At 39.1% G+C, this 17,229-nt stretch carries 15 protein-coding genes; 13 read left to right on the forward strand and 2 right to left on the reverse strand.

Annotated elements, in window-relative coordinates:
- Positions 1-541: 541 nt before the first annotated feature.
- The 6 genes from ACOH2D_RS14455 to ACOH2D_RS14480 all read left to right on the forward strand — a co-directional run bounded on the left by ACOH2D_RS14455 (position 542) and on the right by ACOH2D_RS14480 (position 4,609).
- Positions 542-769, forward strand: a complete 228-nt coding sequence (locus tag ACOH2D_RS14455) for a FeoA family protein (protein WP_348036644.1) — start codon at positions 542-544, stop codon at positions 767-769.
- A complete protein-coding gene (feoB, locus tag ACOH2D_RS14460) occupies positions 770-2,869 on the forward strand; it encodes a ferrous iron transport protein B (RefSeq protein ID WP_348036645.1) in 2,100 nt (699 codons plus the stop codon).
- 492 nt (positions 2,870-3,361) lie between these two features.
- Positions 3,362-3,502, forward strand: coding sequence for a FeoB-associated Cys-rich membrane protein (locus tag ACOH2D_RS14465; RefSeq protein WP_348036646.1), 141 nt, complete (start codon positions 3,362-3,364; stop codon positions 3,500-3,502).
- A gap of 86 nt (positions 3,503-3,588) precedes the next feature.
- Positions 3,589-3,807 (forward strand): hypothetical protein, encoded by a 219-nt coding sequence (locus ACOH2D_RS14470; protein WP_348036647.1) that lies wholly within the window; start codon positions 3,589-3,591, stop codon positions 3,805-3,807.
- A gap of 347 nt (positions 3,808-4,154) precedes the next feature.
- A complete protein-coding gene (locus tag ACOH2D_RS14475; protein WP_348036653.1) occupies positions 4,155-4,232 on the forward strand; it encodes a hypothetical protein in 78 nt (25 codons plus the stop codon).
- A complete protein-coding gene (locus ACOH2D_RS14480) occupies positions 4,223-4,609 on the forward strand; it encodes a helix-turn-helix domain-containing protein (protein ID WP_348036648.1) in 387 nt (128 codons plus the stop codon). Before ACOH2D_RS14475 ends, ACOH2D_RS14480 begins: the two co-directional genes overlap by 10 nt.
- 134 nt (positions 4,610-4,743) lie before the next feature.
- Here the strand turns inward: ACOH2D_RS14480 and ACOH2D_RS14485 are convergent, their stop codons facing one another.
- Positions 4,744-6,768, reverse strand: a complete 2,025-nt coding sequence (locus ACOH2D_RS14485) for a S9 family peptidase (RefSeq protein ID WP_449535650.1) — start codon at positions 6,766-6,768, stop codon at positions 4,744-4,746.
- Between the two features lie 102 nt (positions 6,769-6,870).
- A complete protein-coding gene (locus tag ACOH2D_RS14490; protein WP_449535651.1) occupies positions 6,871-7,524 on the reverse strand; it encodes a metal-dependent transcriptional regulator in 654 nt (217 codons plus the stop codon).
- Between the two features lie 485 nt (positions 7,525-8,009).
- Here ACOH2D_RS14490 and ACOH2D_RS14495 point away from each other — a divergent pair, with 485 nt between their 5' ends.
- From ACOH2D_RS14495 to ACOH2D_RS14525, 7 genes are all read left to right on the forward strand, one after another.
- Positions 8,010-10,259, forward strand: coding sequence for a TonB-dependent receptor (locus ACOH2D_RS14495; RefSeq protein ID WP_449535652.1), 2,250 nt, complete (start codon positions 8,010-8,012; stop codon positions 10,257-10,259).
- Between the two features lie 44 nt (positions 10,260-10,303).
- Entirely contained in the window at positions 10,304-11,215 is a 912-nt protein-coding gene (locus ACOH2D_RS14500) for a metal ABC transporter solute-binding protein, Zn/Mn family (protein ID WP_449535653.1), read from the forward strand.
- Positions 11,216-11,572: 357 nt separating this feature from the next.
- Positions 11,573-12,346, forward strand: coding sequence for a metal ABC transporter ATP-binding protein (locus tag ACOH2D_RS14505; protein WP_348037435.1), 774 nt, complete (start codon positions 11,573-11,575; stop codon positions 12,344-12,346).
- Between the two features lie 222 nt (positions 12,347-12,568).
- On the forward strand, positions 12,569-13,696 hold the full coding sequence (locus ACOH2D_RS14510) for a metal ABC transporter permease (RefSeq protein ID WP_348037433.1): 1,128 nt from the start codon (positions 12,569-12,571) through the stop codon (positions 13,694-13,696).
- Positions 13,689-14,849 carry a metal ABC transporter permease gene (locus ACOH2D_RS14515; RefSeq protein WP_348037431.1) on the forward strand — a complete coding sequence of 387 codons (1,161 nt, stop codon included), beginning with the start codon at positions 13,689-13,691 and terminating at the stop codon, positions 14,847-14,849. The genes ACOH2D_RS14510 and ACOH2D_RS14515 overlap by 8 nt, the downstream gene beginning before the upstream one ends.
- A gap of 62 nt (positions 14,850-14,911) precedes the next feature.
- Entirely contained in the window at positions 14,912-15,568 is a 657-nt protein-coding gene (locus tag ACOH2D_RS14520; protein ID WP_348037429.1) for an N-acetylmuramoyl-L-alanine amidase, read from the forward strand.
- A gap of 6 nt (positions 15,569-15,574) precedes the next feature.
- Entirely contained in the window at positions 15,575-17,038 is a 1,464-nt protein-coding gene (locus ACOH2D_RS14525) for a M14 family metallopeptidase (protein WP_449535654.1), read from the forward strand.
- Positions 17,039-17,229: the final 191 nt, after the last annotated feature.

Consider the following 17,229-nt stretch of genomic DNA (forward strand, 5'->3'; position numbering starts at 1 on the left):
ACTTTGACTGAATATTCAACAAACAATTATTGATTAAAGCCCAAAACAACAGAAACTCGAAACAACAGAAACTTGAAACCCTAATTCCGTCCGTAGCCTCAACGAAGGCGCGAAATTGCAGCAATGACCACAACTGCGACTGCGATTGCGACCGTGACTGCAACTGCGACTTTGACTGCGACTTTGACTGCGACTTTGACTGTGACTTTGACTGAATATTCAACAAACAATTATTGATTAAAGCCCAAAACAACAGAAATTCGAAACAACAGAAACTTGAAACCCTAATTCCGTCCGTAGCCTTAGCAAATGCGGGAAATTGCGGCAATGACCACAGCTGTGACTGCGACTGCGACTGAGACTGCAACTGAGACTGAGACTGAGACTGAGACTGAGACTGAGACCGAGACCGAGACTGAGACTGAGACTGAGACTGAGACTGAATATTTAACAAACAATTGGTATTGATTAAAATTCAAAACTCTTGAACCTAAAACTTTTTTCGCTTACTTTTGCTTCTTTAAAATCAATCTAAATAAGCTTGCAAGCAACCGTCGCAGATTTAAAAAAAGGGCAACGCGGTATTATTACTGACGTTTCATCCATTTACATCCCATTAAAACTACTCGAAATGGGCTGTTTACCTGGCAATTATGTGGAACTTGTTCAAGTCGCCTATTTCTCAGATCCCATGTACCTCAACATCAATGGCACTCATTTGGCGATCAGAAAAGAAACTGCGCTTCACATTTTAATAGAGATTTTATAAATGAGCAAACAAATAAATGTTGCCTTAATAGGAAATCCTAACACAGGTAAAACCTCTGTTTTTAATGCGCTTACCGGATTGAACCAAAAAGTAGGAAACTACCCAGGAATTACCGTTGAAAAAAAGGAAGGTCTCTGCAAACTCCCTCGTGGCGTAAAAGCACATATTCTTGATTTACCAGGAACGTACAGTCTGAACGCCTCTTCTTTGGATGAGAATGTGGTCATCGAATTGCTTTTAAATAAAAACGACAAAGATTTCCCAGATGTTGCCGTGGTCGTCAGTGATGTTGAAAACCTAAAACGCAACTTACTGCTTTTTACACAAATCAAAGATTTAGAAATCCCTGCAATTTTGGTCATCAATATGGCCGACAGAATGCAATACAAGGGCATTTCTTTGGACATTCCGCATTTGGAAGAACGTCTAAACACGAAAATCGCCTTGGTCAGCACCAGAAAAAATAATGGAATTGTTGAATTAAAAGAATTGATTTCTAATTATAGGGATTTGTCAACAAAACCTTGCATGAACGCTTCTGAAATTGACAAGGACTATTTTGACAATTTGCGTGAAGCTTTCCCAAATCAGTTATTGTACAAACTTTGGTTGGTCATTACCCAAGATGTGAATTTTGGCAAAACCGAAAGAAATGAAATTGAAGATGTCGCTAATTTCAAGACCAAATCCAAAGCCGATTTAAAGCGTCTCCAGCAAAAAGAGACTATTAAACGTTATCAGTTTATAAACGACACCCTTAAGCAGGGACAAACCATCGATTTGAGCACCGCCAAGGATTTACGCATTAAACTGGATCGTGTTTTAACCCATAAAGTTTGGGGCTACGTGATTTTCTTTGTCATATTATTGACCATTTTTCAAGCGATCTACGATTGGTCCAACGTCCCCATGGACTTAATTGATGCCGGATTTGCATGGCTCAGCGAATGGACCAAAAACGCCTTACCTCCAGGTGTTTTTACGAACTTATTAGCTGAGGGAATTATCCCCGGATTGGGAGGCATTGTGATTTTCATCCCTCAAATCGCCTTTTTATTCTTATTTATTTCCGTGCTTGAAGAAAGCGGCTATATGAGTCGCGTCGTCTTTTTGATGGATAGAGGCATGCGCCGATTTGGATTGAGTGGAAAAAGTGTCGTCCCTTTAATTTCAGGAACTGCCTGCGCCATCCCCGCAATTATGGCAACACGAAATATTGAAAATTGGAAGGAGCGTTTAATTACGATTTTAGTAACACCATTTACCACCTGTTCAGCCAGATTGCCCGTGTATTTGATCATCATTGCCTTGGTTATCCCTGACGGTCGCTTTTTAGGATTGGGCTACCAAGCCATGACCCTAATGCTGTTATACTTGATCGGTTTTGGAGCCGCTTTGGGATCAGCAATGATTTTAAACAAGATTCTTAAAATTAAAAGCAAAACCTTCTTTGTAGTTGAAATGCCCAATTATAAGCTGCCACTGCTTAAAAATGTGGTTTTGACGGTAATAGAAAAAACAAAAGCCTTCGTTTTTGGTGCTGGAAAAATCATACTGGCAATTTCCATCGTGCTTTGGTTTTTGGCATCCTACGGCCCTGGCGAGAATTTCAATAAAGCAGAAGAGATGGTCAACACTGAATTTGCCGACCAAAACTTGACGCAACAAGAACTGAATGAACACATCGCTTCCTATAAATTAGAACATTCTTACCTTGGTATTACCGGCCATGCCATTGAACCTGCCATTAGACCTTTAGGTTATGATTGGAAAATTGGTATTGCCCTTGTCAGCTCTTTTGCTGCCCGTGAAGTATTTGTAGGCACCTTGGCAACGATTTACAGCGTGGGAAGTGATGACGAAGAAACCATAAAAAACAGGATGGCTGGCGAGCTCAACCCCATGTTGGGAGGCCCGTTATTCACGTTCGCTTCAGGAATTTCATTGTTGCTATTTTACGCCTTTGCCATGCAGTGCATGAGCACTTTAGCCATTGTACAACGTGAAACAAATACTTGGAAATGGCCTGTGCTTCAGCTTGTAATTATGACCGCTTTTGCGTATATTATAGCATTGATTGCCTTTCAGGTTTTGAAGTAGTTGGAGGACGGATGACCGATGACGGAGGGCGCAGAACCGTAATGCATTCGGTTAGACGACAGATTAATGAAAGTTCATAGGTAGAAATAAAAACCAAAATAAATTAGGGAAAACCAGCAAGATCAGCGTCATCAGCGTTCTATAATAAAACTGATAAATAATCGCTGATTACAATCGGAAGAGAGTGAATAAAAAAATAGTTTTGGCAATGAATGATTTAACTAACAACGGTCAACACTAATCAGGGACGCTCAGGATGACCTATAAAAAAGCTATTTCACAAAGTTGCACAAAGAAGCACGAAGTTTCACAAAGATTTTTACCTAAATAGCTACTAGCTCGACTATCGGTAGCTTTATCAAAGATAAAAAAACTATAGACTGAGGACTGCTGCCAACTGCCTGCCCGTCCGTAGCTTTAGCGAAGGAGGGAAGACTGCTGGCCCATCCGTAGCTTTAGTGAAGACGAGAGGACCGATAAAAACAATTTAAAATGAACGAGATCATTCAAACCATATTAACCTTTCTAGCCTTAGGACTTGCCTTAAGTTTCTTGATCAAGAAATTCTTTTGGAAAAAACGAAAATCGAAAAAGGCATTTGGAAATCATCATGATTGTGATAATTGCCATTAAAGTCAATGTATTCAGAAGTTAACCTTCGTACACGAAAATACATTTTGATTGGCAATTTTTAGTAAATTTGAGAAAAGAAAATCAAAATGGATATCAAAACCTCAAAAATAGAGCTTGTAAAAATAATTTTGAATATCAATAACGATAACTTCATAAAGAAGGTAACAGACTTTATTAATAACGAAAAAGCTGATTTTTGGAATGAATTAACTTTTTCAGAACAAGCTGAAATCAAAAAAGGAATCAGCCAACTTGAGAAGGGCGAAAGAACTTCTTACAAAGAGGTGCTTAAAAACATTTCTTAATGGTAGTTTTTCTATCTTAAATAGCTAAATCCAGACTCAAAAAATTACGGAGTATTCCCGCTCACATAACACTATCGAAATCTAGGTGTTTTAATCGCATAACCATAAAGCCTTATCTAATTATTCTTAAAAACAGTTCTAACTTGTTGACTAATTAGTTAACTTTATAGAGTGGTAAGAAAATTAATTGCATATCGTGAATACTTCATGGACTTTTTAAGAGCTCAAGAAGATAACGTCCAAGAAAAAATACTATATGTAATAGACCTAGTTCGATTTGAGCGTCAGGTTTCAAAAAATTCTTTAAGGCTCTTGAAAACACCGACGGAATTTATGAAGTTAGAGTTATCACAACCTTTAAGAGTATTCGAATTTTATGCTTTTTTGACGATGGTAACTTAGTAGTTCTGACCAATTGCTTTTAAAAGAAAACTCAAAAGACACCGAGAAAGGAAATAAAACTTGCGGAAAAATTAAAAAAAGAATATTTAGAAGAAAACAAACATTTGAAATGAAAAATATAATTGACTTCGAAGACATATTAAAAGAAAAATACGGCGAGAAAGGCAGTGAGAAACGTGACAAATACGATGCGGAGTCTTTGGCCTTCCGTCTTGGCGTAATGTTAAAACAAGCGAGAAAAGAAGCTAACTTAACCCAAGAGGAACTTGCCGAAAGAACAGGAACGAATAAAAGCTATATTTCGCGCATTGAACGTGGTCTGAGCGACATTCAAGTTTCAACCTATTATAAGCTAATTGAAGTAGGTCTTGGGAAGAATCTTAACATCAGTATTGCTTAATGTAATTCTTTAAAAACGAAAGAGGCCATTTTTTCAAATAGCCTCTTTTTTATTTAATGCTCCGTATTTCTAGATATGTGACCACAATGATTTCATTTACGATAAATTTATCTCACAACAATTAGAACAGCACATTAATTATACTTCCTAAACCAAGCCAAAATATGGGCCGTCTTACTGATCAAATTGCTTGGTCTTTGGACAATATTATGATAGGCATCAGGGATTTCCACCAAAACCGTTTCTACCTTTCTAAGCTTTAAAGCGTGATACAACTGCTTGGCCTCACTTGGTGGCGTTCTTAAATCATTCATGCCGACCATAACCATCGTTGGTGTTTCGATGTTTCCGACCAGTGATAGCGGCGAGAATTTCCAATAGGTTTCAAAATTCTCCCAAGGCTGTCCTTCATAACGCGAATTCGCATAGCCAAAATAATTATCGGCCACCAAAGTTTTACTGATCCAATTGACGACTGGCTTGACCACAGCAGCCGCTTTGAAACGGTGGTTTTTACCAATCATCCAGGTGGTCATGATGCCTCCTGCACTTCCTCCTGTTACAAATAATCTGTCGTTATCAGCGATTCCCTTTTCAACCAAATAATCCACGCCATCCATCACATCGTTATAATCCTGTCCCGGATAATTGTTCTTTAACAAATTGCCAAATTCTTCGCCATAACTCGTACTGCCACGAGGATTTGGATAAAAAACCACATAACCGTCTGCAGCGAACAACTGGATTTCTGCCGTAAAGCGGTCGCCATAATTTAAAATCGGACCACCATGATTTTCAACCAATAATGGATATTTTTTTGAAGCGTCATAAAACGGCGGCTTCACAATCCAACCTTGAATGTCTCTACCATCAAAAGTGGATTTGTACCAAACTTCTTCTGTTTGACCTAATTCACGATAATCGAGCACGTCCGCATTTAAATTGGTAATTAAAGTCGCTTTCTTTTTGTTTTCAACCACGGCCAATTCCGCAGGATATTCCGGTCGTGATTGGGTATAGACCAAAGTACCATTTTGAGATACTGAATACGAACCCGAAGCGTAAGGCCTTCCAATAGTGGTGCCGCCCACATTATCGGCCAATTTCGTGATTTTTCCAGAGGTAGTCATATGTCCTACTTTGGTATTACCATGAATATCGTACAAGAAATAAAGACCTTTACCACTCGCATCCCAAGTGATATCAGAAACACTGCCGTCAAAATCTGATGAAATGATGCGTTTATTGCTTCCATCGGCATTCATCAGCTGCAACACCGTATTTTGATGATCTTGCGATCTATCTTCATAACCTAAATAGGCAATCGTTTTTCCGTCAGGAGATACTTGTGGCGAATGATCAGGACCATCTTGTGAAGTCAATGCCGTGATCTGTTTGGTATCAACATTTACTTTATAAACTTCGCTGTTTCTAAATCGGTATTCCCAATCATCAACGCGATTTCCTGAAACATAAATATCCTTTCCATTGGGACTAAACGACAATCCTGAACGGTGGTTGTAATTACCACTTGTTAATTGTCGTGCCGTGCCACCATCTGCAGGAATTACAAAAACATGCGTAAATCCAGGCTCCATATACCCGCTGCCATCGGCTTCATGTTTTAATCGGTCGGTAATTCTTGCTGGTTCCGCCCATTTAGCGCCTTTTGGTTTTTCAGGCATTTTAATCACAACTGGTGGTTTTTCTGAAACAAACATGGTAAAAGCAATCGATTTTCCATCAGGCGACCAGGTTAATGAACTTGGCGATTTTTCTAATTGAGAAAGTCTTGCAATTTGTCCAGTGGCGATCCAATACATATAAATTTCTGAGCCTTCGTCTGTCGTGCTTGAAAACACAATACGATCGCCCGTTGGCGACCAAACAGCTTGTGATTCGCTCACTTCTCTCGACGTCAATTTACGGTGCGATGTGCCATCGGCGTTGATGATCCAAAGGTTCCCGATCGCATTATCCTTCATGATATCAAACCCATTTCGTTTGTAAACAATCTGTTTACCATCAGGCGAAATTTGTGGGTCGGTTGCCCATTCCAAGGCGAAGACATCCATAGGTTGAAACGGCAGTTTTTGTGTTTGTGCAGTTACAAATTGAAACGTAAAAACACAAATTAGCAGGGAATAAAAACGATACATGAACAGTTGATTTAAATTAAAACGCTCAAGTTACTCATTTTAATTGTCATCAGTTCATAAACTGAACGCGCCAAACTTGGCTATTGAGAAGATAAATTGAAATTAAATAGCACTCACAAATAAATTTTTTGCGACATGTTCTGAGACTACCAATTCGACCTCGTTAAATTTTATTTTCATCGAATTATCGAAAGGTTCTTTATGAAGAATTTCAATGACAGTGCCCAAACTAATCTTATTGCCATCTAAATATTTTAGAAAATCACTGGAACTGTCATCCACACCAACACAAACATAAGTCATCCCTAATTCGGCATTGGTCAAACTAGTTTTATCCACTTTTTCAAAATGGCCATGCTTATCCGGAATCGGATCGCCATGCGGATCTGTTTTTGGAAAACCTAAAAACTCGTCGAGCTTATCGGTCAACTTTTCTGATTTAATATGTTCTAATTGTTCGGCCACATCGTGCACCTCATCCCATGAAAAGTTGAGTTTTTCCAACAAAAAGACTTCCCAAAGACGATGTTTCCGCACCACTTTGACAGCGTAGGCATGACCTGCCTCTGAAAGCGTGACGCCTTGATAAGGAATATATGAAATCATATTTTTCTCTGCCAACTTCTTGATCATATCAGTAGCAGAAGAGGCTTTGGTTTGCATTTCTTCGGCTAGCGCATTAGTCGATACACCATTGGTAGATTGATTTTCTAAATGATAAATGGCTTTGAGATAATTTTCTTCAGCGAGCGTCATACAAATAAATATTATTTACAAATTATTGATGTCCGATTAACTTGCAGTACTTCGAGTGACCTTCAATAAATATAGGATTTTAAAGCTTTGCTCAACTATGCACTTCTTTTATTCTTTATTACAAACGCTTATAAAAAACGCGCATTTGCGTGAACCTTAAGTTTTAAACCCAATGCTTTCAGTGTTTTACGACACAAGTCTATATTCTATGTTCTGTCAACGCAGTGGTCTTGATTCTTCTATCAGACAATAGTGTTTACAAATATAATTTTTTTTTAGACAAAAAGTTTCTTTGGCTTTGGCTAAGCATTTAATTCGAGTAATGAAAATAGATGCGATTCAATTCGGAAAATGAATCACATGCGGCTTAAGCACTGCGCTTTAAAACAACTAAAACACGATTTACGTCCTGTAATAAAACAAACATTAAAATTAATTTAGGCTTATCTAAATATATATTTAACTTTGCATGAAAATTAATTACAATGAGACTAATAATACTGCTATTTCTTTCTTCTTTTATTTCACAAGCACAACAAACTTATGAGATAAAGGGCGTTGTTACTTCTGATAACGAAACGCTTCCATTTGCAAACGTATATTTGGAAAAAACCATACAAGGCACGACTTCCGATGATAACGGCAAATATCTCATCAGCAACGTTGCACCAGGAACTTATCAAATAGTGGCCTCTTTTACAGGTTTTAACACCGTCAAAAAAGAAATCAAAATCACAAATAAAAATATTTCTGTAAACTTTAATTTAGAAGGTGGCGAGTCCTTAAATGAAATCACCATTACAGGCACCCTAAAAGCCGTGACACGATTAGAAAGTCCGGTGCCCGTTGAAGTTTACACCTCAACGTTCCTCAAGAAAAATCCAACATCAAATATCTTTGAAGCCCTTCAAAATGTGAATGGCGTCCGTCCGCAAATTAATTGTAACGTCTGTAATACTGGAGATATTCATATTAATGGCTTAGAAGGTCCTTACACTTTGGTGCTTATCGATGGGATGCCTATTGTTAGCGGACTATCAACGGTATATGGTCTTTCAGGGATTCCAAACTCCTTAATAGAACAAGTGGAAATAGTTAAAGGTCCAGCCTCTTCTTTATATGGAAGTGAAGCTGTTGGTGGCTTAATAAACGTAATTACAAAATTACCTGAAAACGCTCCCCTATTTTTCGCGGATACTTTTGTGACGGGTTGGGGCGAATTAAATCTCGATGCCGGATTTAAAACCAAGGTGGGTAAAAAGGCCAATTTGCTATTTGGTGCGAATTATTTCAACTACAGCAATCCCATTGATAATAACAACGATAATTTCACAGATCTCACCCTACAGGACCGCATTTCCATTTTTCAGAAATGGAGTTTTGAACGTGAAAACAACAGACAGCTTTCCATTGCCGCCAGATATTTCTATGAAGACCGTTGGGGTGGAGAAATGCAGTGGAATTCAAAATACCGCGGTGGCGACGAAGTTTATGGCGAAAGTGTTTATACCTCGAGATATGAAGTCTTGGGAAATTACCAACTGCCTATTGAAGAACATGTGAATTTCCAATTCTCATACGCCGATCACGATCAAAACTCAGCCTATGGCGACACCTTTTATTTAGCGCAACAACGCATTGCTTTTGGTCAATTTATTTGGGATAAAGAGTTGCAAAATCACGACCTTTTGTTCGGTACAGCTTTACGCTACAACTATTATGATGACAATACTCCGGCCACATTACGCGCTGATGAAGTGACCATCCCTTCTATTTTTGTCCAAGATGAAATAACCCTTGATGCGAAACAAAAATTATTAGTAGGAATGCGTTACGATTACGATGCCCGTCACGGAAATATTTTTACACCACGTTTAGCTTACAGATTTAAGCCTACCGATAGCGACATTATCCGTTTAAATGCCGGAACAGGATTTAGAGTGGTTAATTTATTTACCGAAGAACATGCCGCCATTACCGGCGCGAGAGATGTTATCGTTACAGAAGAACTAAACCCGGAACAATCCTATAACGTCACTTTAAACTATTTGAAAAAACTCTACACAAAGGGTGGCATGCAATTTACCTTTGATACCTCTGCTTGGTATACCTATTTCACAAATGCCATAATTCCTGATTATGATACCAATCCCAACCAAATTATCTATTCCAATCTTGATGGTTATTCTGTTTCAAGAGGTTTCAGTTTTAGTGTGGATGCCGTTTTTGCAAGTGGAATTCGTGGCTCGATTGGCGCAACCATTCAAGATGTCTCACAAACCAACGATGGCGAAAACATCAAACAGATGCTCACCGAACAATATTCAGGTGTATGGTCGCTTTCGTATAAAAACTATCCCACCAATATCACGGTAGATTATACTGGGAATTTATTTGGCCCGATGCGATTGCCACTTATAAGCGATTTAGACCCAAGAAAAGAATACTCACCAGTTTGGAGCATTCAAAATATTCAATTTACCTACGATGGCTTTAAAAACATCGATATCTATGCTGGTGTAAAAAACTTACTCAATTGGACGCCAAACAAAGGCAATCCATTTATTATATCCCGAGCAAACGATCCCTTTGATAAGGACGTCGTTTTCGACACCAATGGCAATGCTGTGGCAACTCCAGATAATCCTTACGGCCTTACCTTCAGCCCCGATTATGTCTATGGCCCTAATCAAGGTATAAGAGTTTTCTTTGGATTGAGGTATCAACTTTATTAAAATTCGCTATTTTTTCCGTAAATTCGTAACATATATTTAGACTCATGAAAAAAATAGTTTTAATTCTATTAACCTTCACATTCCTTTCAGCTTGTAAAGATGCAACACCAAGTAACGGCAAACTCAACATCGTAACCACCACCACCATGATTACAGATTTGGTAAACCAGATTGGTGGCGACAAAATCAACGTTGAAGGCCTAATGGGAAGTGGCGTCGATCCGCATTTATACAAAGCCAGCGAAGGCGACGTCACTAAATTGGCAAAGGCTAATTTGATTTTTTATGGCGGATTACATTTAGAAGGTAAGCTCGTCGATGTTTTTGAAAAAATGGAGCGTCAAAACATTAAAACCATCGCCGTTTCCGATGCATTGGATAAAAAAACATTGATAAGCTCTGCGCTTTTTGCCTCCAATTATGATCCGCATATTTGGTTTGATGTCCGCAACTGGGAACGCATTACAACTTTTGTAGTTCAAAAACTCTCCGAAGCAAGTCCTGAAAACGCCGCCTTCTTTGAAGAAAACGGCAAGAAGTATCTTGAAAAATTAAAAGCACTTGATGCCGAAATCAGAACCATCATCAGCAAACTTCCCGAAGAAAAAAGAATTTTGGTTACGGCACATGATGCCTTCAATTATTTTGGAAAAGCTTACGGATTTGAAGTCGTTGGCTTACAAGGCTTATCAACCGCCACCGAAGCAGGTGTTCAGGATGTTCAAAATTTAGCTAATTTTATTATCGACAAAAAAGTCAAAGCCATTTTTGTGGAAAGCTCCGTGCCGCGTCGTACGATTGAAGCACTTCAGGCCGCGGTAAATTCCAAACAACATCAAGTTGAAATTGGCGGCACGCTATATTCAGATGCCTTAGGAAATGCCGGCACGGTCGAAGGCACCTATATTGGCATGTTCAAGTACAATGTCAACACGATTGTGAATGCTTTGAAATAAGTTCACAGTGTTCAGTGGCAGTTGACAGAGCTGCAAGGTTTCAAATAAAATGATATATTTAATTATTTGAAGCTATTCCTGCTATCCGCTGTATCTTTTTTGATGAAAAATCAAAAAAGGATGCCGCTTCTATCAGGGCTAAACGATCAGCTAAGGTCAGTGCAAGGCTTCAAAAGTCTTTGCTTGTCCGCCAGAGCTTCAGCGTAGGAGGAAAATCTGTGAGGTCTGTAACAATATTTTCGAAATAAATGCAATAATTCGTCCCCTTGATAATTGCGCTTGTCGAAATGAAGGGAAGAGGGTTTTAAGCTTCGGTAAATGCTTAAAATCCTAAGAGTAAAACGAGATGAAAAGATAATGAAAAAAAATAATCCCAATAATGAGACTCCTGCTTCAACAGGTGTACTGGCCGTAAAAGTTGACGATTTAACCGTGGCTTACAACTACAAGCCTGTGCTTTGGGATATCGACCTTGAAATTCCTGAAGGCGTACTAATGGCCATTGTTGGACCTAATGGCGCAGGGAAGTCCACCTTGATCAAAGCTATTTTAGGCATCCTCAAACCTCTTGCGGGAAGTGTTAGCATTTACGGAAAACCTTATCACAAACAACGTTCGCATGTGGCTTATGTGCCACAAAAAGGAAGCGTGGATTGGGATTTCCCAACCATTGCGCTGGATGTTGTGATGATGGGCACTTACGGCAGCCTAGGCTGGATCAAACGCCCTGGAGTGAAAGAAAAAAAAGCAGCATTGGAAGCTTTGGAAAAAGTAGGCATGCTCGCTTTTAAAAACAGACAAATCAGTCAGCTTTCTGGCGGACAACAGCAACGTATCTTTTTGGCAAGAGCCTTGGTACAGGACGCGTCCATCTATTTTATGGATGAACCATTTCAAGGCGTCGATGCGACGACCGAAATCGCGATCATCAATATTTTAAAAGAATTGCGAAAAGCAGGAAAAACCGTCATCGTTGTACATCACGATTTGCAAACCGTTCCAGAATATTTTGATTGGGTTACCTTTTTGAACGTTAAAAAAATCGCCACAGGCCCCGTTAAGGACATTTTCAATGATGATAATTTGACGAAAACTTATGGCATTAATTATAAGGTCAGCGTGCAGAAATAAAAAAGTCGACAGTTGGCAGTCGGCAGTAATCGGACTGCGCATAATGACCTTTCAGGTTTTTAAAACCTGAAAGGTCTGAGATAATAAACATTATAAACACATAATTCATTCCCTTTTTTCAAGGGAAGGTGGATTTAAGTTTAGTTAAAAGCTTAAAGACGGAAGGGTTACGATAATTTTAAATATATAAAAAAGAGATTCCTGCCTCCGCAGGAATAGGTTATGAATTTACAAGACTACTTTTCATTAGTATTCAGCGATTACACGCTTCGCACCATCACCCTCGGCACCGCCATTTTGGGCGCCGTTACCGGCATGCTCGGTAGTTTTGCCGTATTGCGGAAACAAAGTTTATTGGGCGATGCGATTTCACATGCTGCACTTCCAGGGATTGCCTTGGCATTCTTAATAACTGGCGCAAAAGATACGAACACCTTACTTTTGGGCGCATTGGTCAGCGGCCTTTTAGGAACTTTCTGGATTAGAGGCATCATTACCAAAACCCATTTAAAGTCAGATACCGCCTTAGGCCTTATTCTTTCCTTGTTTTTCGGATTTGGAATGCTCTTACTCACCTTTATCCAAAAGCAACCCAACGCCAATCAAGCAGGATTGGACAAATATTTATTTGGGCAGGCCGCAACTTTGGTAGAAAGCGATGTTTGGCTCATGGCCATCGTTACGGGGATTTGCTTGTTTGTGATGCTCTTATTTTGGAAAGAATTCAAACTCTTACTTTTTGATGCCGATTACACCAAAACCTTAGGCTTTAACACCAAATTTATCGATGTTTTAATCACCACTTTTATTGTATTGGCCATCGTTTTAGGCCTACAAACGGTTGGCGTCGTACTGATGAGCGCCATGTTGTTGGCACCAGCTGCGGCGGCACGTCAATGGACCAACAGCTTGGGCACCATGGTGTTTTTAGCAGCAATTTTCGGAGCGTTTTCAGGTGTTTTCGGAACAGCCATCAGCGCCAGTCAAAACAACCTTTCTACAGGCCCGGTCATTGTGATTGTAGCGTCCGTTTTTGTCGTGTTTTCATTTATATTTTCGCCAGGTAGAGGGATATTATTTCGTCAAATTCGTCTGATCAGCAACAGGAGGGATTTGGAACTTCAAAAAACGCTCTCTTTTATGTATCATATTGCTGAAACCCACGAGGATATCTCGCACCCGCATACGATCAAAATATTAAACAACTTTCAAGGCTATACGCGTAAAACCCTTCAAAAGTTGGTCGATAAAAACTATGTCACTTTAGACGGCAGCATGTGGAGTTTAACAAAAGAAGGATTTGAAACCGCGGCCAATTTATACAATCAAAATTTCAAGAAAGATGCATAGCGCTCAATTAGAAATACAGCTTATTGCTTGCTTGGTAGCCATTGCCTGTGCCATTCCTGGTACATTTTTGGTGCTCCGGAAAATGGCTATGATCAGTGATGCCATTAGTCATGCCATCTTACCAGGGCTTGTCGTGGGCTTCTTTATCACCCAAGACCTCAACTCGCCTCTACTTATTTTACTCGCGGCGCTTACAGGTGTTATTACCGTTATATTAGTGGAGCAGATCCAAAAAACAGGCTTGGTTAAGGAGGACACGGCCATCGGATTGGTATTTCCCGCGTTATTTAGTATTGGAGTCATCATGATTGCCAAAAATGCCAATGATGTGCATTTAGACGTGGATGCCGTATTATTAGGAGAATTGGCCTTTGCACCCTTTGACCGACTTACGGTTGGCGGGACCGATATCGGCCCAAAATCCTTATGGGTTATTGGCGCCATTTTGACCATTACAATCGGACTTTTAATTGCTTTTTTTAAAGAATTAAAAGTCAGCACGTTTGATGCTGGCTTATCGGCATCGCTGGGTTTTTCACCCGCAATCATCCATTACGGACTGATGAGTATGGCTTCTATAACAACAGTGGGCGCATTTGATGCCGTTGGTGCCATTTTAGTTGTGGCACTCATGATTGCACCTGCTGCCTGTGCCTATTTACTGACCACCGATTTAAAGAAAATGCTCGGATTTGCCATATTTTTCGGAGTCTTTAGCGCTATTTCCGGATATTGGATGGCGCATTGGCTGGATGCCTCCATTGCAGGCTCTATCACAACCATGCTTGGCATCGTGTTTTTAAGCATTTATTTATTCGCTCCGAGTAAAGGCCTTATCGCCGTAACTTACCGAGAGAAACAACAACGCATCGAAGTGTTGCTTTTGACGTTTTTACTCCATCTTAAAAATCATAATGAAGAATCCGAACGTCATGTCAAACATCTTAACGAACACATCAATTGGCATAAAGTAAAAAGTAAGACGGTGTTAGATTTAGCCCTTAAAAACAACATGATTATCATTGATCATAAAATCGTGTCGCTTACCAAAAAAGGTGACGAATTTACCTCCAAGGCCATCAATTATATCATTACTAATGAAGACGCGCAAATTGAGGATATGAAAGAAGATTTCTTTTTGTTTAGGGGTTAGTTTTTACAAATCTTTTTGTCACAAATAATTCGTTAACTTTGATATCCATCAAATATCTGATAATGAAATACACCTTATTTTGTATGAGCATGCTCATGCTCTTCGCTTGTGGCACTTCACAAAAAATAGTAGATAAACCCATTATATTTGACGAAGAGCGCATGCAGCTTACTAAAGAATATCTTGCGACACGTCACGGTTTAATTCAGGATACTCCAACAATTGTTCCCAAAATGATTGTATTGCACTGGACGGTAATCCCAACCATGCAACAAACTTTTGATGTTTTTAATCCTTCGCAATTACCTAGCAGGCCTGATCTTGCCACGGCAAGCAGTTTAAATGTGTCTTCGCAATTTTTAGTGGATCAAGACGGCACTATTTACCGATTAATGCCAGAAACCACCATGGCTCGACACGTAATCGGTTTAAATCACACCGCTATTGGGGTTGAAAACGTAGGAGGAACGGCAGATTTGCCACTTACAAAAGCACAAATAAAAGCGAACATTTGGTTGGCTAAATATTTAAGCGCAAAGTATCCTATCGAGTACCTTATTGGTCATTATGAATATACCAATTTTGAAGATCACGAGTTATGGTTGGAAACGGATGATGGCTATCGCACAGAAAAAAACGATCCAGGTGAGGACTTTATGAATGCTGTTAAAAAAGGCACTCAAAAGCTTAATTTAAAAGCAGCACCAGCAAAGAAATAAGATCTTATGAAAAATATATTTACCATTTTACTGGCCTTCATTTCATTTTCTGCATTGGCTCAGGTTAATGATATGACCACGAAACTTTACGATAGCTACGAAAAATATAAGGAACCCAGCTTGGATAAACGCCGCATCAAGCATGAGGATATTCAACCGCTCATTATCAAGCTCAAGAGTAATCCTATGTACACCGTTCAAAAAGCAGGCGAAAGCATCAAAGGCAAAAAGATCAGTCTGATTAGTGTTGGCTCTGGCCCCATAAATGTATTTCTTTGGTCGCAAATGCATGGCGATGAACCAACAGCAACTCAAGCTATTTTCGACATTATCAATTTTTTGAACAGCCCTGATTTTAAAGCCGAAAAGAAAGAACTTTTGAGCAAATTAACGCTTCATTTTATGCCGATGCTTAATCCGGATGGTGCTGAAATATTTACCAGACGTAACGCTTTGGGCATCGATATCAATAGAGATGCGCTCATGTTACAATCTCCTGAAGGACAAGTTTTGAAGCGCATCAGAGACAGTCTGAATGCTGACTTTGGTTTTAACCTTCACGACCAAAGTACCTATTACAACGCAGAACGCACGTCAAAACCGGCAACCATCTCTTACTTGGCACCTGCCTACAATTATGAAAAGGACATCAATGACGTCCGTGGCAATGCTATGAAAGTAATTGTTTTCATGAACAGTATCATCCAAAAATATGCGCCTGGTCAAGTAGGTCGTTATAACGACGATTTTGAACCACGCGCTTTTGGAGACAATATTCAAAAATGGGGAACAAGCGCTATTCTGATTGAATCAGGTGGTTATAAAAATGATGTTGAAAAACAGGAAATTAGAAAACTCAATTTTGTGTCCATTTTATCGGCATGTTATGCGATTGCTAATGGGAATTATAAAACCATTGCTATAGCCGATTATGAGAAAATTCCCCAAAACGATCGCAAGTTATTCGATTTAAAAATTGAGCGCTTTACTCATAAATTTTTAGGAAAGGATTATATTTTGGATATCGGCATCAACCATTTGGAAGTGGAAGATAAAAATCATGATACGTTTTACAACCAAGGCAGCATTGTCGAAAAAGGCGATTTATCAACCTTTTATGGCTATGAAACTTTGGACGCTACCGGCTATCGACTACTTGAAGGAAAAGTATATCCACAAACCATCCAAACCATGAAAGACTTGGAGGACATGGACATCTATAGTCTTTTAAAACAAGGATACACTTATGTGCGTTTAGCCCAATTTTCACAACATGACAAAGACGTTTCTGTGCCCATAAACATTTTGGATAAAGATCAAAAAGTTCCAGGTTTCTTCGTAAATATTGGTAACAATCCAAATTTTGTACTACAGAAAAATGGCAGTGTGGATTACGCCGTTGTGAATGGATATTTGATCAATCTAAAGACGAAGAAAAATAATTTTAAGAATGCTATTTTCTACAAGTAAAAAAGAATTAAGACCGCTGCGCTGTAAGAATAAAGAATTAAGAATCAAATCGTCAACATCCTAAACTCCTCTGTTGAATAAACAATTTAGCGAGTAGAGTTTGTGCCTTACAATTCGTTTATCATATCTCTTTTTATGCTGTTTCTAACAATTAGGACATCTCATATATCTGAATAATCAAGACTTAAAAA

Source organism: Gelidibacter sp. (assembly GCF_053579655.1).